The following is a 17,351-nucleotide window of genomic DNA, read 5'->3' on the forward strand; positions in this document are numbered from 1 at the left end:
GTCTCCAGGCGGTCGCGGCGGACCAGCAGCTCACGCTGGGCGGCGTTGAGCGCGGGCCGCCGGCGCGCGACTGGTGCTGGGCATCGCACCGTACGAGTCCCGGGACGACCGCGCCCAGGTCGGTCGGATGCTGGAGTCGCCCGTCGAAGGGCTGCTGCTGACCCCCAACTGGGGGCCCGAGGGCCGCGACGGGGACTTCGGCTGGCTCGACGAACTGCCGGTGCCCGCGCTGCTGGTCGAGCGTCGGGCCGCCCTGGGCGGCCCCGGCGCCGGACTGGACGCCGTCGGCTCCGACCACCGCCACGGCGTCCTGCTCGCCCTGCGGCACCTCGCCTCGCTCGGCCACCGGGCCGTGACGCTGTGCGCCCGCACCGACACCGAGACCTCGCACCAGGTCCGGCTGGGCTACGCGGAGGCCGTGCGACTGCTCGGCCTGGCACCGCAGCCGCCCGTCGACCTGGACTCCTCGGGCCCGGGCCCCGGCGGTGTCGAGGCGGTGGCCGACCGGATCGCCGAACGCGCCGCCGCGGGCGTCCGCGCCGCACTCGTCCACAACGACCACGCCGCGATCCAGCTGCCCCCGCTGCTGCGCACCCGGGGCCTGAAGGTGCCCGGCGACCTCGCGCTGATCTCGTACGACGACGTCTACGCCGCCCTCGCGGCCCCCGCGCTGACGGCCGTCGCCCCGCCCAAGCGCGCGGTCGGCACGGCCGCCGCGGAGCTGCTGCTACGGCGGCTGGAGGGCGGTGCGGAGCTGCCCGTCCGCCGGATCGACCTGCTGCCCGCGCTCAAGGTCCGGGGGTCCTGCGGAGCCTGACGGTCCGTCATGCGGACGCGCGGAAACGGCGGTACGGACCACGGGATCCGTACCGCCGTTCGAGGTTCACCAGCGCTCAGTCCGCTACGCCGACTTCGGCGGCGAGCGCGGCGCCGGCCCGGTGGAGCCAGTGGGCCGCGCGGGCCCGGGCCGCACCCGGGTCACCGGCGAGCCCGGTGAGCGTCAGTATGCCCTCCTCGGGTGACTCCCCGGCGACGATCCGCGCGGCGACTCCGGCCCGCCCGGCCCGCGCGAGGACCTCGCCGACGACCTTGCCGCGCAGGCTGGTGGCGTCGAACCTGCCCTCGCCGGTGACCACCAGGTCGGCCCCGGCCAGTGCGGCGTCCAGGCCGAACAGGTCGGCGACGGCCGCCGCGCCCGGGGTGACGGTGGCGCCCCAGGCGGCCGTCAGACCGTGGGCGGCGCCGCCGGCCGCGCCCGCTCCGGGCCGTCCCGGGTCGCCGCCGAGCAGCTCGGCGAGGCGGGTCAGGCCGGCTTCGAGCTGCGCGATGTGGGCGGGAGTGGCGCCCTTCTGGGGTCCGTAGACGGCGGCGGCGCCGTCGGGGCCCAGCAGCGGGTTGGCGACATCGGTGAGCAGCTGCACGCCGCCGGGTGGTGCGGCCCGGAACCGGCTGCGGTCGATCCGGTCGGCCCGGGTGAGCGCGCCCCCGCCGTCGGGGACGGGCACGCCGTCCGCGTCGAGCAGGCGCAGCCCCAGGGCTGCCAGCAGGCCGGCCCCGCCGTCGGTGGACGCGGAGCCGCCCAGGGCGATCAGGAGGCGCCGCGCGCCGGCGTCGAGAGCGGCGGCGATGAGCTCGCCGGTGCCCCGCGTGGTGGCGGTGAGCGGGGCGAGCGCGGCCATCAGCGGGATCCCGCTGGCGGTGGCGAGTTCGACGACGGCGGTGCCGTCCGGGAGGAGCGCGTACTCCCCGTCCACCGTTCGGCCGTCGGGGCCGGTGCAGCCGCCCACCCGGGTCAGGGCGTGTCCGGGGTGGGCGGCCGCGACGGCGGCGTGGGTGCCCTCGCCGCCGTCGGCCATCGGGCGGAGCACCAGGTGGTCCGCCGGTCTGACGGAGCGCCAGCCGTCGGCCAGCGCCCGGGCCGCGTCGGCGGCGCTGACGGTGCCCTTGAACGAGTCCGGTGCGAGGACGATCCTCACGGGGTTTCCACGTGGGTGCGGTGACGCTCGATCACGGTCCGGAGCGTGTCCGCGCCGGGGGTCCGCCAGACCTGCTCGTTGAAGATCTCGACCTCGATCCAGCCGGTGTAGCCGGCGGCGGCCACCAGGGCGGTCATCCCGGTGAAGTCGATGTGGCCGTCGCCGACGTGGCCCCGGCCGAGCAGGGCGTCGGCGGGCAGCGGCAGCGTCCAGTCGCAGACCTGGTACGAGGCGATCCGGGCGCCCGCGCGGGCGATCTGGCGCTCCAGGTCCGGGTCCCACCACACGTGGTAGCTGTCGACGACGACGCCGACCTGCTCGACCGGGAACTGTTCGGCGAGGTCGAGGGCCTGGCCGAGGGTGGAGACCACGGCCCGGTCGGCACAGAACATCGGGTGCAGCGGCTCGATCGCCAGCCGGACACCGAAGTCACCGGCGTGCGGGGCGAGTTCGGCCAGCAGCTCGGCGACCCTGGCCCGCGCGCCGACCAGGTCCCGACTGCCCTCCGGCAGCCCGCCGACCACCATCACCAGGGTGTCCGTGCCCAGTTCGGCGGCCTCCTCCAGGGCTCGGAGGTTCTCCGCCAGGGCCGCCCGGCGGCCCTCGGGCCCCTGGGCGGTGAGGAACCCGCCGCGGCACAGGGTGCTCACCGCGAGGCCCGCGTCCCGGACCAGCTTGGCGGCCGTCGCGACGCCGGTCTCGGCGACCTTGTCCCGCCACAGGCCGATCGCCGGGATCCCGGCGTCGACGCAGCCCCGGACGGCCTCGGCCAGGCTCCAGTCCCTGGTGGTGATCTGGTTGAGCGACAGCCTCATCAGGCCTCCACCCCCGCCACGGCGAGGAACCGGCGCATCCGCTGGACGGCCAGGTCCGGGTCGGGCAGGACACCGGCCGCGTCGGCGAGCCGGAACAGCTCCACCAGGTGCGGTACGGAGCGGCCGCTCTGTGCGCCGGCCACCATGGTGAAGTGGTCCTGGTGGCCGGCCAGCCAGGCGAGGAAGACGATGCCGGTCTTGTAGTGGTACGTGGGCGCGGCGAACAGGTGCCGGGCCAGCGGCAGGGTCGGGGCCAGCAGCGCGTCGTAGCGGTCGGGATCGCCCGCGTCCAGCGCGTGCAGGGCGGCGGCGGCCCGCCCGGCGATCGGGTCGAAGATGCCCAACAGGGCGTGGCTGTGGCCGAGTTCGTCGCCCCGGATGAGCTGCGGGTAGTTGAAGTCGTCGCCGGTGTAGAGCTTGACGCCCGCGGGCAGGGCGCGGCGCAGGGATATCTCCCGGTCGGCGTCGAGCAGGGACACCTTGATGCCGTCGATCCGGTCGGCGTGCTCCCGGATGAGCGTCAGGACGGTCCCGGTGGCCCGGTCGAGGTCGGGGGAGCCCCAGTAGCCGGCCAGTGCCGGGTCGAACATCTCGCCGAGCCAGTGCAGGATGACGGGCTGGCGGGACTGGCCGATCAGTCGCCCGTACACCCGCAGGTAGTCGTCCGGGCCTTGCGCGGTGGCGGCGAGCGCCCGGCTGGCCATCAGGATCGGCTGGGCACAGGCCTCCTCCACGGCCTCCAGCTGCTGCTCGTAGGCGGCCAGGATCGTCGGCAACGTCACTGCCGGGTGGGTGAGTTGGTCGGTGCCGACACCGCAGGCGAGGCTGCCTCCGACGGCCCGGGCCTCGGCGCCGGAGCGGGTGATCAGCTCCTTGGTGGCCGTCCAGTCGAGGCCCATGCCGCGCTGGGCGGTGTCCATGGCGTCGGCGACGCCGAGGCCGAGCGACCACAGGTGGCGGCGGAAGGCGAGGGTGGCGTCCCAGTCGACGGCGGCGGGCGCGCCCGGCGCGTTGGCGCCGAGGGGGTCGGCGACCACGTGGGCCGCGGCGAAGGCGGTCCGACCGGCCGCCGCGGTGCCGGGCAGGTCGAGCGGCTCGGGTTCGCGCAGCCGGTGGGTGCCGGTGCCGGGGAGGTCGATCTCGGCCATCAGATCTCCAGCGCGGGGACGTCGAGGCGGCGGCCCTCCGCGGCGGAGCGCAGGCCGAGCTCGGCGAGCTGCACGCCCTTGGCGCCCGCCAACAGGTCCCAGTGGTACTCGGAGCCGGCCGCCACGTGCTTCAGGAACAGCTCCCACTGCACCTTGAAGCCGTTGTCGAACTCCTCGTTGTCCGGCACCTGCTGCCACTGCGAGCGGAAGGACTCGGTGACCGGGAGATCGGGGTTCCAGACCGGCTTCGGGGTGGCCGCGCGGTGCTGGAAGCGGCAGTTGCGCAGGCCGGCGACGGCGCTGCCCTCGGTGCCGTCGACCTGGAACTCGACCAGCTCGTCGCGGTCCACCCGGACGGCCCAGGAGGAGTTGATCTGGGCGGTGATGCCGCCCGCCAGCTCGAAGATCCCGTACGCGGCGTCGTCGGCGGTCGCCCGGTAGGTGCGGCCCTGCTCGTCCACGCGCTCGGGGATGTGGGTGGCGGTGTGGGCGTAGACCGAACGGATCGGGGCGATGATGCCCTCCAGCACGTACTGCCAGTGCGGGAACATGTCGAGGATCATGCCGCCGCCGTCCTCGGCCCGGTAGTTCCAGGACGGGCGCTGGGCGGACTGCCAGTCGCCCTCGAAGACCCAGTAGCCGAACTCGCCGCGGACGGACAGGATGCGGCCGAAGAAGCCGCCGTCGACCAGCCGCTTGAGCTTCAGCAGGCCGGGCAGGAAGAGCTTGTCCTGCACGGCGCCGTTGCGGACGCCGGCCGCGCGGGCCAGCCGGGCCAGTTCGAGGGCGGCCTCGACGGACTCGGCGGTCGGCTTCTCGGTGTAGATGTGCTTGCCCGCGGCGATGGCCTTGCGGATCGCGGGCTCGCGGGCCTGGGTGACCTGGGCGTCGAAGTAGATCTCGGCGAGCGGGTGGGCCAGCGCCTCGTCGAGCGAGGTGGTCCAGTGGGCGAGGCCGTGGCGGTCGGCGAGCCGCTTGATCCGCCGCTCGCTGCGGCCGACCAGGATCGGTTCGGGCCACAGGACCTCGCCGTCGCCCAGGGCGAGGCCGCCCTGCTCGCGGATGGCCAGGATCGAGCGGACCAGGTGCTGGCGGTAGCCCATCCGGCCGGTGACGCCGTTCATGACGACGCCGATCACTCTGCGGGACATGGGGGCTCTCCTCGTATGGTGCGGGGTTCCGGCGGCTCGGGGCCGAAGCGGCTCGGGGCCGACGTGGTGAAGGGGGACGGACGATCCGTCAGGCGGTGCGGTGGACGGCTTCCGGCAGGACCGGGTGGGCGAAGGGCAGCCCCGCGGTGTAGCAGGCGAGTTCGTCCACGGCGGCGGCTGCCAGCCGGTGCAGCTCGTTGCCGAGCGAGCCGGCGACGTGCGGGGTGAGCAGCACGTTCGGCAGGTCGTACAGCGGCGAGTCGGCGGGCAGCACCTCGGGGGTGGTGACGTCGAGGACGGCGCTGAGGCGTCCGGACACCAGCTCCTCGACGAGGGCGTCCTGCTCGACCAGCGATCCGCGGGAGGTGTTGACCAGGGTCGCGCCGTCCGGCATCAGGGCCAGCATCCGGCGGCTGATCAGGTGGCGGGTGGCGGGCAGCTCGGGCGCGTGGACGCTCACCACGTCACTGAGCGCGCAGAGTTCGTTCAGCTGCACGGCGCGGGCGCCGAGCGCCAGGGCCTCGTCCCGTTCCAGGTAGGGGTCGTGGACCAGCAGGTCGAGGTCGTACGGCCGGAGCAGCTCGATCACCCGGCGGCCGATCTGCGAGGCGCCGACGATGCCGACGGTCTTGCGGTAGTTGCCCAGGTCCGGGTGGGCGTGCTGCCAGTCGCGCCGGGTGCGTCGCTGCCGGTACTCGGAACTGATCCGCAGCACCTGCTTGTTGGCGAACAGGACGGCGGCGACGGTGTACTCGGCGACCGGGAGGGCGTTGGCCCAAGCGGCCGAGGTGACCTGGATGCCGCGCTGCCAGACCGCGTCGGTGATGTGGTGCTTGACCGAACCGGCGGCATGCAGGACGGCACGCAGTCGGGGCGCGGCGGTGAGCACGGCCTCGTCGATCGGCGGGCAGCCCCAGCTGCTGACGATGATCTCGGCGTCGGCCAGGGCGGCGCGTGCTTCGGGGGTGCCGAAGTCGTCGATGACCAGGGCCGGGTCGAGCTCGGCGAGGCTGGTGAGCCGGATGAGCGTACGGGTGTCGAGCAGGCTCGCGACGAGCTCGCGGTGCATGGCGAGCACGGCTCGCGGCCGGGTGCGTCCGGCGGGGGGAGCCTCCGCGGTATCGGTCGGGGCGGTCCGTGGATCGGGCACTGGGCTCTCCAGGGTGTCTTCGAAGCGGCCCGGCTCGGTGGTCACTTGACGCTCCCCGCGGTGAGACCGGCCTTCCAGTGCCGTTGCAGCGAGACGAAGGCGACCACCAGCGGGACGACCGCGAGCAGCGAGCCGGTCACGACCAGCGGGTAGAAGGTGGGCTCGCTCCGGGTCAGGGTGTTCCAGGAGTAGAGCCCGAGGCTGACCGGGAAGAGCTTGCTGTCGGAGAGCATCACCAGCGGCAGGAAGAAGTTGTTCCAGATGGCGGTGAACTGGAACAGGAACACCGTGACGAAGCCGGGCATCACCATCCGCAGGCCGATCGACCAGAACGTGCGCAGCTCGCCCGCGCCGTCCATCCGGGCGGCCTCCAGGACCTCACCGGGCACGTAGCCGGCGCAGAACACCCGGGCCAGGTAGACGCCGAAGGGGTTGACCAGGCTGGGGAGGAGGACGGCCCAGAAGGTGTTGACGACGCCGATCTCGGAGGCCAGCAGGTACATCGGCAGGGCGAGCGCGGTGGTGGGCACCAGGACGCCGAGCAGCACCAGGCCGAAGAGCTTCTCCTTGCCGCGGAAGGCGTAGACCTCGAAGGCGTAGCCCGCGCAGACGCAGATGAAGGCGCAGAGCAGGGCGCCGCCGCCGGCGTACAGCAGGGAGTTGAGGTACCAGCGGAAGTAGATCCCGCCGTCGGTGGTGGCCAGGTCGTGCAGGTTCTGCCCGAGGTGGAAGTTGGCCACGCTGAGCGGGTTGCCGCCGAGCAGGTCCGGGGTGTTCTTGGCGGAGGCGGTGAGCAGCCAGCCGAGCGGTAGCAGGGTGTAGAGCGTGAAGAGCAGCAGGGCGCCGTTGACCGCGGTCCGGGACAGGCTCCACGGCCGCCGCTTGGGGTTGTTGATCGAGATCACGCGGCGGCCTCCGTCCGGCGCCCGGTCCGGCCACGGGTGGCGCGGGTGACGACGAAGGACAGTGCGGCGGCCACCAGCGCGAGCAGTACGGACGAGGCCGCGGCCAGGCCGTAGTCGTTGTGGTCGAAGGCCGCGGTGTAGGCGTACATGTTGGGCGTCCAGGTGCTGACCACGGCGGGCGCGGTGCGGTAGAGGACCATCGGCTCGGTGAACAGCTGGAGCGAGCCGATGACGGTGAACATGCCGACCATCGTGATCGAGGCGCGGATCAGCGGGATCTTGATGCTGAGGGCGGTGCGCAGCGGGCCCGCGCCGTCCATGACGGCGGCTTCCAGGACCTCGCGGGGGATGGCCTGGAGCGCGGCGTAGAAGATCACCATGTTGTAGCCGGTCCACTCCCAGACGGCCATGTTGACCACGGCGGGTACCGGGTGGCCGAGCATGTCCAGGTGGGCGCCGGCCGAGTTCAGCGCCTCGATCACCGGGCTGATGCCCGGGGTGTAGAGGTACGTCCAGATCAGGGCGGCGATGATGCCCGGCACGGCGTGCGGCAGGAACAGCGCCAGCTGGAAGAAGCGCTTGGCCCGGGCCAGGGCGGAGTCCAGCAGCAGGGCCACCAGGAGCGACAGGCCGAGCATGACCGGGATGTAGAGCAGGCAGTACTCGACGATGGTCAGGTAGCCGGCGCGGTAGGCCGCGTCGCCGAGCGCCCGGGTGTAGTTGCCGAGGCCGGTGAAGACCGTCTCGGGTGCGCCGAAGCCCAGGCCGGAGCGGTGCTCGGTGAACAGGCTCAGGTAGACCGCGTACCCGATCGGGATCAGCATCACCGCGGTGAAGAGCAGGAAGAACGGGGCGAGGAGCAGGGTGGGGGCCCCGCTCCCCCCGCGCCGCCTGACGGTGGCGGCGCGGGAGGAGGAGTCGGTGGCTCGGTTCACGGGGCGACCTTGAGTCCGCGGTTCTTGAGTTCGGCGACGGTGGCCTGCTGGGCGGCGTCGACGCCCGCGCCGACGGTCCCGCCGTTGCCGAGCTTGCCGAAGGCGTCCTTCATGGAGTTGTTGGTGACGCTCATGACCGGGCCCCACTGCCAGTTGGGCAGGATCGTCCTGGCCGCGTCGGTGAACACGGCGTAGATGTCCTGGCCGCCGTAGAAGTCGGTCTTGAACGCCGCCTTGGCGGTGGGGACGAGCTCCGGGTCGGCGGGGAAGAGCGAGGAGGTGCCGGAGGCGATGCGGGCCTGGATGCCCTCGGGGGTGGTGGTCGCCCAAGTGGAGAACTCCACCGCGGCCTTGGCCTTCTTGCTGTCCTTGGAGACGGCGAAGGTGGTGCCGCCGAGCATGCCGCTGGCGGGCTGGCCGTTCCAGGCCGGGACCGGGGCGACCGCCCACTTGCCGGCCGCGTCGGGGGAGCTGGCCAGGCTGGACTGCAGCACGCCGCCGCCCCAGGCGGCGCCCACGTAGGCGGCGGTCTCGCCCTTCTGGAGCGAGGCGGTCCACTGCTGGCTGAACGACGGCTGGACGCGGACCAGGTCGTCGGTGATCAGCTGCTGCCAGTAGTCGCTGACGCGCTTGGTCTCGGGGGAGTCGATCTCGACGCTCCAGGTGTCGCCGACGCTGTTGAACCAGTGCGCGTTGTTCTGCCAGGCCAGCGCTTCGAGGACGCTCGGGTCGTCGGGGAAGAAGGTGCCGATGCGGGTGTTCGGCTCGGCCTGCTTGAGCTTCTGGGCGTCGGCGCGGTACTCGTCCCAGGTCTTCGGCGGGGTGGTGATGCCGGCCTGGGCGAACAGGTCCTTGCGGTAGAACAGCGCCTGTGGCGGGGTGTCCAGGGGGAGGCCCCAGGTCTTCTTGCCGAGGGTGGTCAGCTCGACGGCCTGCGGCAGGTACTTCGACCGGAGGCTGTCCGGGACGAGCTTGGTGATGTCCTGGACGGCGCCCTGGCTGACGAAGTCGGGCAGCGCCGCGTACTCCACGTTGAACACGTCCGGGGCGTTGCCGGCCTTCACCGCGTCCGAGATCTTCGCGTAGCCGCCGGAGATGCCGGACGGGATCTGCTGGAAGGTGACCTGGACGTCCTTGTGCGAGGCGTTGAACGCGTTGACGACGTCCTGGGTGCCCTTGGCCCATCCCCAGAAGGTGATCGTGACCGGGCCGGAGCCCGCGCTGGTGTCACTGGGGCTCCCGCTGCCGCAGGCCGCGACGAGGGAGAGGGTGAGCGCGCCGACGGTGGCGGCGGCGACGAGGCGCGCTCTGCGCGGACGAGCGGTGGTGGGGGTGGTCGACATGGCTCGGCTCCTGAGGAGGGGGACAGTGTGCCGTCGAAGTCCGACCGGTCGAATGGCCGACGGTCGGCGAGGTGTGGCTATCCTGCGACCGCCTTCGATCAGAGTCAAGAGTTCTCGATCAATTGATCCAATGTGATCTGAGTGTGACCGTCGAAGGGGCGGTCGCAACGGTCGCAAGACCCCTGGATGTGCAGGAAGTCCATCATGGGGCCTCGATGTCACGGCCGGTTTGATCATTTGGTCGGATCATCTTGACGAATGATCTGGCTGTTCCTAGATTCGGTCAGCCGCCTGGAACAAGGAGCCCAGCCATGCCCCCGATCGTGCTGCCACCCGAAGACCGGACCCTCAGCCCGTACACCGGCTGGACCAGGGCCCACTGGGAGGCCGTCGCGGACGGCATGCTGGAGTCCGTGGCACGCTTCGCCGGCCCCGGGCACGCCCTGATCGCCCTCCCCGGCGGGCGGCCGAGCATCTCGGGGCGGCGCTCCGACGCCCTGGAGGGCTACGCCAGGACCTTCCTGCTCGCGGCCTTCCGGGTCGCCGGGGCCGGCGGCGCGGACCCGAACGGCGTCCTGCGGCGGTACGCCGAAGGGCTGGCGGCCGGCACCCGCACCCCGACCGCGGAAGGCGACCTCGCCGACGGGGACCTGGTCTCCTGGCCGAGCATCGCCGAGCGGCGCCAGGCCCTCGTGGAGGCCGCGTCGATCGCCATGGGTCTGCGCCTGACCCGCCCCTGGCTCTGGGACGCACTCGACGAGCGCACCCGCGAGCAGGTCCGCGCCTGGCTCGCCCCGGGCCTGGCACACTCCCCGGTCGACAACAACTGGTGGCTCTTCCCCGCCATGGTCGGCGGCTTCCTCGTCGAGACCGGACTCGACCACGACGGCGCCGGGCAGCGCGCCGTCGACCGCGGGCTGGCGCGGATCGAGCAGTGGTACCTCGGTGGCGGCTGGTACACCGACGGCCGTCCGCGCGCCTTCGACCACTACAACGGCTGGGCCTTCCACCTCTACCCGCTCCTGCACGCCCACCTGAGCGGCGACCAGGGCCTGCTCACCACCCACGGCCCCCGGCTCGCCGCCCACCTGGAGGGGTACGCCCGCACCTTCGGCGCCGACGGAGCCCCCGTGCACCAGGGCCGCTCGCTCACCTACCGCTTCGCGGCCGCCGCCCCACTCTGGGCCGGCGCCCTCACCGGGCACACCCCGCTGTCGCCCGGCACCACCCGCCGGCTCGCCTCCGGCGCGCTGCGCTACTTCGTCGACGGCGGGGCGCTCGACGCCGACGGCCTGCTCTCCCTCGGCTGGTTCGGCCGGTACCCGGCCATGATCCAGAGCTACTCCGGCCCGGCCTCCCCGTACTGGGCGAGCAAAGGCTTCCTCGGGCTGCTGCTGCCCGCCGACCACCCGGTGTGGACGGCGGCCGAGGAGCCCGGCCCGGCCGGGACGACGGACGCGGTCGTCCCGCTCCCGCAGCCGGGGTGGCTGATCCAGTCCACCGCGGCGGACGGCCTGGTCCGCCTGCACAACCACGGCAGTGACGACCAGCCGGCCGACCAGGTGCTCCCCGACAACCCGCTCTATGCCCGCCTCGCGCACTCCACCGCGACCGGGCCGGCCTTCGACGGCGCGCCGGACAACCACTTCGGCCTGGTGGTGGACGGCGAGCTCAGCGAGCGCGGCCGGATCCGGCCGCTCGGCGCCGGGGCGGGCTGGGCGGCCTCCGCGCACCGCCCGCGCGTCGGCGGCCGGGAGCTGACCGGCGTCACCGTCACCTCGCTGACCCTCGCCGCCGGTGCGCACGAGGTCCGCGTCCACCTGGTCAGTGGTGCCGAGCCCGGCACCGAGGTCCGGCAGAGCGGCTGGGCGGCGGCCGGCGTCGCGGCCGAGAAGCGGGCGCACGGCCTGCGCGCCTGGGCGACCGCGACCGGCCCCGAGGGCGAGCGGCTGACCTCCGTGCTGGAGGCCGTCGAGGGTTTCGACGCCGCGGCCTGCGCCTGGGTGCCCGGTGGCACCGCGTTCGGGCCGATGGCCGCGGTGCCGGTGCTCACCGGCGTGACCCGCACCGGGACCGCGCTGTTCGTCGGCGCGGCCAGACTGGACCGGGCCGCGCCCTGGCTCTTCTTCCGGAAGGTCCGGGTGCACGCCGACGGCAACCGGGTGCACGTCCACTGGCCGGACGGCACCGCGCACCAGGCCGTCCTCGCGCCCGGCGAGGTCACCGTCGGCAGGGGCACTGTCGGCGGGGTCACCGTCGGCGAGGTCACCGTCCCTACCGCTCACCCGGAGGTGTGAACGACGTGCGCCTCGCCTTCTCCACCCTCGGCCTCCCCGGCCGCCCGCTCGCTGACGTCCTCCGGCTGGCCACCGCACACGGCTGGGCCGGTCTGGAACTGCGCTGCGCGCCCGGCGAGCCGGTGCACCCGGAGCTGACCGCCACCGAACGGAAGGCGGCCGCCTGGGCCTTCACCATCACCGGCACCACGCCGCTGACCCTCGCCGGCTACACCGGCGTCGCGGCCCCCGGCGACGACGCCGAGCCGGTCGGTGAACTCCTGGAACAGCTGCGCCTGGCCGCCGATCTCGGCGCGCGGTACGTCCGGGTCTTCCCCCGCGGCGGCGACGCGCCGACGGCCGAGGCCGACGAGCGCGCGGCGACCCGGCTCGCGGCCGTGGCCGAGACGGCGCGGCTGCTGGGCGTACGGATCCTGCTGGAGACGCACGACTCGCACCGCGGCGGGCGGGACGTGGCACGGGTGCTGGACCTGGTGGGCCACCCGTCGGTCGGCGCGCTGTGGGACGTGATGCACACCCACCTCGCCGGCGAGTCGCCCGAGGAGTCGTACGCCGCCCTCGCCCCGCACCTCGGCTACGTCCAGGTCAAGGACATCGCCGGCCCGGCCGATCCCGCCCCGCTGCCGCTCGGCGCGGGCGTCCTCCCGCTCGCCGCGTGCGTACGGCTGCTGCCCCCGGACTGCTGGGTGTCCTGGGAGTACGAGGCGCCGTGGTTCCCGCAGGCCGTACCGCTGGACGGGCTGCTCGGGCCCGCGGCGGCCCTCCTCACCCGGCTGGCGGGCTGAGTGAGCGGTCGGCCGATCGGCCCACCCTCAGTCGGCTTGGCCGGTGCCGGTGCCGGTGCCCCCGCAGGAGGTCCGGACCTTCAGGTCCGGCAGCAACTGGACGTGGTGCACCGGCAGTTCGGGGCCGCTGTCGATCCGGCGCAGCATCAGCTCGACCGCCCCGGCCCCCACCGCGCGCCGGGGCGGCGAGACGGCGGTCAGCGGGGGCGAGGCCAGCGAGGCGAACACGTCGTCGTAGGAGATCAGGGCCAGATCGTCGGGCGCGCGCAGCCCCCGGGCCCGCAGCAGCGGCGTCAGCTGGATCGCCTCCTGGTCGTTGTGGACCAGGAAGGCCCGCACGCCCCGGGCGACGGCCTCGGCGATCCGGGCGGCGAGGCCGTCCGTGTCGATCCCGGGGCGGTTGATGTCGATCACCGGCTGCGGTTCCAGCCCGAGCAGCCGGACGCCCTCCTCGTAGCCCGCCCGCACCTCGCCCGCCGTCCAGGAGTCCAGCCGGGCGGCCAGTCCCACCGACTCGTGCCCGAGAGCGCGGAGGTGCCGCAGGGCCAGCAGGACGCCGTGCCGGTGGTCCGAGCCGACGGAGTCCAGCTCGGCGGCGGCGCTGTCCGCGGGCGCGCGGCGCTCGACCAGGGCGGCCGGCACCGGCAGGTCGCGGATCCAGGACGTGTTCACGGCGCCGTTCGCCGGCCGCCAGTTGGGCGTCAGCAGCAGTCCGTCGAGTCCGGCGTCGAGCAGCTGGTCCACCTGGGCGCGGTCGTCCGCCGACTCGTACGTGGAGATGCCGAGCACCAGCCGAGCCCCGGCGGCGGTGGCGGCGACCCGGGCACCGTCGATGATCTCGTCGAAGTACGGGCCGACGGTGGGCACCAGCATGCCGATCACCCGGTCGCGACCCTCCCGGACCGTCGGGGAGGCGTCCTGCGGGAGGGAGACGGCGCCGTGCGAGCGGCGCAGCAGGCCGGCCTCGGCGAGGGCTGCGACGTCCCGTCGCACGGTGACCGCGGCGGTGCCGATCCGATCGGCCAGATCGATCACCCGGACCGTGCCCAGCTCACGGACCACCTCAAGGATCCGGGCCCGTCGCTCCTCCGCGGTGATGGTCATGTCCCTCTTCTCCCTGCCTGGTACACCGAGGAGATCGGCGCGCTGCCCAGACCGATCGGATATCACTTGCTCACGTACTGATCGATTACACAGTAGGTGACGTCCGTGGAAGACGGAAAGGCCCGTCGGGCGGCGGTCCGATTCCGGTCGATGTCAGGTGTCCGCACGGGAAGGACCAGGGAGTAGGCATGACGGGATCGGCCCACCCCACGGCGGAGGCCGCGGCCGCAGGAGCGAGGGGGCTGAAGTTCCGCAGGCTCGCGGACCAACTGCGCCGGGAGATCGACGAGGGGCTCTGGCCGCCGGGCAGTCGGCTGCCGACCGAGCAGGAGTTCGCCCGGGCGCACGGGGCCTCCGTGAGCACCGTCCGCCGCGCCGTCGCCGAGCTGGTCGCCGAGGCACTCGTGGTGCGCCGCCAGGGTTCGGGCACCTACGTCCTCGCCCCGAAGGCGGCCGCCGGCCGCGCCGCCCTGGTCGGCGTCATCGTTCCGGACACCGCCTTCTACTACCCGCGGGTGCTGAAGGGCATCGAGGAGGAGCTCACGACGGCGGGCGCGCGCGCCGTGATCGCCTGCTCCGGCTACGACCAGGGCCGGGAGGCCCGAGCCCTCGTCGACATGCTCGACGCGGGCGCCGACGGTCTGCTCCTGGCGCCGACCCTGACCGGCCCGGAGACCCCCGAGGCGTACCTGACCCGGCTGGCCGTGCTCCCGGTGCCGGTCGTCCTGGTGGAACGGCGGGGGACGAGCCTCGGCGACAGCACGGAGAGCGTCTGCACCCACCACGAGGCCGGAGGCTACGACGCCGTCCGCCACCTGGCCCGGCTCGGCCACCGGGTCGTCGGCCTGGTGCTGCGGCTCCACAGCCCCACCACCGGACCGGTCGGCCGGGGCTACCGGCAGGCCCTCCGTGAACTCGGCCTCTCCGGCTACGAGTTCAGGGCCGCACTGGAGGAGTGGAGCCCGGCCGCGGCCGACCGCTGCCTCGGCGAGCTGCGCCGGGCGGGCGTCACGGCGGCGGTCTGCTTCGGCGACCGGCAGGCGGCCCTGCTGGAGGCCGCCGCCCGCCGCTCGGGCCTGTGCGTCCCCGACGACCTGGCACTGATCGCCTACGACGACGAGATCGCCGACATCGCCGAAGTCCCGCTGACCGCCGTGGCGCCACCCAAGCACCTGCTCGGCCGCACCGCGGCCGCGCTGCTGCTGAACCGGCTGGAACACCCCGACGACGCGCGGCAGCAGGTCCTGCTGCGCCCGGCGATCACCATCCGGGACTCCTGCGGGACCGCCCGGCCACCACAACCCTGACGGACCGTCGCCGGGACGACGACCGCCCGTTCGACGGGCCGAGGGCTACCACCGACGCTCCCACCCCGTCCACGCCGCCGCCGAGACGCCGGGCGGCTGAACGATCCCCGACGGCCGGACGTACTACCCGCTGTGAGCAGTCGCAGTCCCGCGCGCGCACCGGCCGGCCGGTGGGCGGGTGTGCGGCGCGCCCGGGTGAGGGTCGGGCCGCTGTTGGTGGTGGCTGCGGCCGGGCTCGGGCTCGTCGGTGTTCAGGGGTGCGGTCGGTCCGCGCCCGGGCCGCAAGCGCCGGTGGAGCCCGCGCCGGTGGGGCCCGCGCCGGTGGGGCCCGCTGCGCCGGCTCAGCCGGGGCCGCCCGGGCCGGGTGTGAACCCGCTCGATGGCATCGGTGCGGCGGGCAACACCCTCGCGGTGAAGATCGACAACGTCGGCGCCCGGGTCCAGGCGGTCCAGCGGGGGCTCGCGCAGGCCGACATCGTGTACTGGATCGAGGTCGAGGGCGGCCAGTCCCGGTTCCTGGCCGTGTACGACGCGAACCACCTGCCCGCCCTGATCGGGCCGGTGCGCTCCGCCCGCCAGACCGACATCCCGCTGCTCCAGCAGTACGGGCACCTCGACTTCGCCTACAGCGGCGCCATCAGCGGGCTGCTCCCGCTGCTCGACCGGGCCGACCTGCAGAACGTCACCCCGGCCACCGACCCCGGGGCGTTCACCGACCGGGCCGTCGATCCCACCTTCATCGACCCGCACCAGATCCTCGCCCGGTTCCCGTCCGTGCCCGCCCGTTCGCCCGGGTTCGTGTTCGGCGCCGCTCCGGGCGGCGGCAGTGCGCGGGACGCCGGGGTCTGGCACCTGCCCGCCGCGTCCATCGCCGTGCGGTTCGCCGGGGGCGGCTACGACGTCGCCGTGGACGGGCACCCGGCCTGGTCCGGCACGGCGACCGTGGTCGTCCAGCACGTCAGCGTCGTGCCCGGGCTGTTCACCGACTTCAACGCCGGGCACCCGGACAACGAGGTGTTCACCCGGACCACCGGGTCCGGGGCGGCCGAGGTGCTGCGTGACGGCATGGTGTGGAACGTGCGCTGGACCCGGCCCGACCCCGCCGGGGGGACCTCGTTCACCCTGCCCGACGGCACCGCGATGACCTTCGCCACCGGGCCGGTGCTCATGGTGCTGGTGCCGTGAACGGTGCGCGCCGGTCGGACGGCCCGCTCAGGGCGCCATGGTCAGCCCCGCCGAGGCGCCGCCGCGGCTGAGCACGACCGACCGGATGTGGTCCAGGGCCCGGGCGTAGTCGCTGCGGCCGGGGTCGTGGCGGACGGCCTCGGTCAGGTCGAGGACCCGGTAGGGCGGGCCGAGGTCCGTCAGCTGGGGGATGAACTCGGCCCGGGTGACGGTCCAGCGCTGCCCGGGCTGCGCCGGTGGCGAGAAGGTGAACCGGGCGATCGAGCTCCAGTTGCCGCGCGGGTCCTCCGCGCCGGTGTAGTTGAACATGTGTCCGGCGAGCTGGTCGCCCATGCCGTAGACCGTCCAGGTGTCGTTGATCTTCTCGTACGCCTGCGGGATGTGGGCGTGGGTGCCGAGGATCAGATCGATGTCCGGCCGGCCGGGGCCCTGCCCGGCGGCCAGGTCGCGGGCGAGCGTGAGCTGCTGCTCGTTCGGGGTGTCCTGCCACTCGGTGCCCCAGTGGAGGCTGACCACCACGATGTCCGCGCCCTGCTCCCGGGCGGCCCGCGCGTCGGAGAGGATCCGCTCCCGCTCGATGAGATTGACCGCCCAGGGCTGCCCCTTCGGCAGTGGGATGCCGTTGGTGCCGTAGGTGTAGGCGAGTTGGGCCACCGTTGCGCCGCCCGCCGTGAGCAGCGCGGGGCGGCCCGCCTCGTCGCCGCTGCGCGCGGAGCCGGTGTGCTTCAGGCCGACGGCGTCCATGGCGTCGAGCGTGCGTCGGATGCCATCCGGCCCGTCGTCGAGCGTGTGGTTGGAGGCTGTGTCGCAGGAGGTGTAGCCGGCGTCCTTGAGCGCCCGGGCGACCTGCGGGGGCGATTTGAACGACGGGTAGCCGGTGAAGGGCCCGCCGTCGGCGCCGTACACCGTCTCCATGTGGCAGATCGCCAGATCGGCGGCGCCGATGACGGGTTTGACGCCGGCGAGCATCCGGGTGAAGTCGTAACCGCTTCCCCCGGCGTCCTCCTTGGCCTGCTGGATGATCTCGGTGTGCGGGAGGACGTCCCCCGTCGCGACCAGTGTGAACGGCCGCGGGCCCGGCGGGGTCGGCGTGGCCGCGGAGCTCGGATCCCGGTGCGGCGACGGCTCGGCCGGCCGGACCTGCGGGGCCCCGCAGCCCGTGAGGGCGAGCAGCAGGGCGGTGGCGGCGGTGAGGAGCTCTCGGCGCGGCAATCTGATCATCGGCTCGTCCTACGATCGGCGGATACGAC

General features: G+C 73.8%; 15 protein-coding genes. 5 read left to right on the forward strand and 10 right to left on the reverse strand.

Annotated features, from left to right (window positions below; translation table 11 throughout):
- Window positions 1–73 precede the first annotated feature (73 nt).
- Window positions 74–817, forward strand: coding sequence for a substrate-binding domain-containing protein (locus ABTY15_RS35750; protein WP_350605149.1), 744 nt, complete (start codon window positions 74–76; stop codon window positions 815–817).
- 76 nt (window positions 818–893) lie between these two features.
- Here the strand turns inward: ABTY15_RS35750 and ABTY15_RS35755 are convergent, their stop codons facing one another.
- From ABTY15_RS35755 to ABTY15_RS35790, 8 genes are all read right to left on the reverse strand, one after another.
- Entirely contained in the window at window positions 894–1,976 is a 1,083-nt protein-coding gene (locus ABTY15_RS35755) for a glycerate kinase (protein WP_350605151.1), read from the reverse strand.
- Window positions 1,973–2,791 carry a sugar phosphate isomerase/epimerase family protein gene (locus ABTY15_RS35760; protein WP_350605153.1) on the reverse strand — a complete coding sequence of 273 codons (819 nt, stop codon included), beginning with the start codon at window positions 2,789–2,791 and terminating at the stop codon, window positions 1,973–1,975. The genes ABTY15_RS35755 and ABTY15_RS35760 overlap by 4 nt, the downstream gene beginning before the upstream one ends.
- Window positions 2,791–3,939 (reverse strand): dihydrodipicolinate synthase family protein, encoded by a 1,149-nt coding sequence (locus ABTY15_RS35765; protein WP_350605154.1) that lies wholly within the window; start codon window positions 3,937–3,939, stop codon window positions 2,791–2,793. Before ABTY15_RS35765 ends, ABTY15_RS35760 begins: the two co-directional genes overlap by 1 nt.
- A complete protein-coding gene (locus ABTY15_RS35770) occupies window positions 3,939–5,090 on the reverse strand; it encodes a Gfo/Idh/MocA family protein (RefSeq protein ID WP_350605156.1) in 1,152 nt (383 codons plus the stop codon). The genes ABTY15_RS35765 and ABTY15_RS35770 overlap by 1 nt, the downstream gene beginning before the upstream one ends.
- A gap of 88 nt (window positions 5,091–5,178) precedes the next feature.
- Window positions 5,179–6,159: a hydroxyacid dehydrogenase gene (locus ABTY15_RS35775; RefSeq protein ID WP_350605195.1), complete on the reverse strand. Its 981-nt coding sequence runs from the start codon at window positions 6,157–6,159 to the stop codon at window positions 5,179–5,181.
- A 122-nt stretch (window positions 6,160–6,281) separates the two neighbouring features.
- Window positions 6,282–7,136, reverse strand: coding sequence for a carbohydrate ABC transporter permease (locus tag ABTY15_RS35780; protein WP_502893668.1), 855 nt, complete (start codon window positions 7,134–7,136; stop codon window positions 6,282–6,284).
- Between the two features lie 5 nt (window positions 7,137–7,141).
- Window positions 7,142–8,080: a carbohydrate ABC transporter permease gene (locus ABTY15_RS35785; RefSeq protein WP_502893667.1), complete on the reverse strand. Its 939-nt coding sequence runs from the start codon at window positions 8,078–8,080 to the stop codon at window positions 7,142–7,144.
- Window positions 8,077–9,423 carry an ABC transporter substrate-binding protein gene (locus ABTY15_RS35790; protein ID WP_350605159.1) on the reverse strand — a complete coding sequence of 449 codons (1,347 nt, stop codon included), beginning with the start codon at window positions 9,421–9,423 and terminating at the stop codon, window positions 8,077–8,079. The genes ABTY15_RS35785 and ABTY15_RS35790 overlap by 4 nt, the downstream gene beginning before the upstream one ends.
- 311 nt (window positions 9,424–9,734) lie before the next feature.
- Here ABTY15_RS35790 and ABTY15_RS35795 point away from each other — a divergent pair, with 311 nt between their 5' ends.
- Together ABTY15_RS35795 and ABTY15_RS35800 are read left to right on the forward strand one after the other, a co-directional pair.
- The gene (locus tag ABTY15_RS35795) at window positions 9,735–11,720 is read left to right on the forward strand and encodes a DUF2264 domain-containing protein (protein WP_350605161.1); all 1,986 of its coding nucleotides are present in this window, start codon (window positions 9,735–9,737) and stop codon (window positions 11,718–11,720) included.
- 5 nt (window positions 11,721–11,725) lie between these two features.
- Complete coding sequence (locus ABTY15_RS35800) at window positions 11,726–12,505, forward strand: sugar phosphate isomerase/epimerase family protein (RefSeq protein ID WP_350605199.1); 780 nt, start codon at window positions 11,726–11,728, stop codon at window positions 12,503–12,505.
- A 27-nt stretch (window positions 12,506–12,532) separates the two neighbouring features.
- On the opposite strand, the gene ABTY15_RS35805 is transcribed toward ABTY15_RS35800, so the two are convergent.
- Window positions 12,533–13,609, reverse strand: a complete 1,077-nt coding sequence (locus ABTY15_RS35805; protein WP_350605163.1) for a substrate-binding domain-containing protein — start codon at window positions 13,607–13,609, stop codon at window positions 12,533–12,535.
- Window positions 13,610–13,797: 188 nt separating this feature from the next.
- On the opposite strand from ABTY15_RS35805, the gene ABTY15_RS35810 reads away from it, so the two are divergent.
- Window positions 13,798–14,916 (forward strand): GntR family transcriptional regulator, encoded by a 1,119-nt coding sequence (locus tag ABTY15_RS35810; protein ID WP_350605166.1) that lies wholly within the window; start codon window positions 13,798–13,800, stop codon window positions 14,914–14,916.
- 366 nt (window positions 14,917–15,282) lie between these two features.
- Complete coding sequence (locus tag ABTY15_RS35815; RefSeq protein WP_350605168.1) at window positions 15,283–16,101, forward strand: DUF3048 domain-containing protein; 819 nt, start codon at window positions 15,283–15,285, stop codon at window positions 16,099–16,101.
- 27 nt (window positions 16,102–16,128) lie between these two features.
- Here ABTY15_RS35815 and ABTY15_RS35820 read toward each other — a convergent pair whose 3' ends face one another.
- The gene (locus tag ABTY15_RS35820; RefSeq protein WP_350605170.1) at window positions 16,129–17,322 is read right to left on the reverse strand and encodes a CapA family protein; all 1,194 of its coding nucleotides are present in this window, start codon (window positions 17,320–17,322) and stop codon (window positions 16,129–16,131) included.
- Window positions 17,323–17,351 lie beyond the last annotated feature (29 nt).

Source organism: Kitasatospora sp. NPDC097643 (genome assembly GCF_040302625.1).
Classification (GTDB): Bacteria; Actinomycetota; Actinomycetes; order Streptomycetales; family Streptomycetaceae; genus Kitasatospora.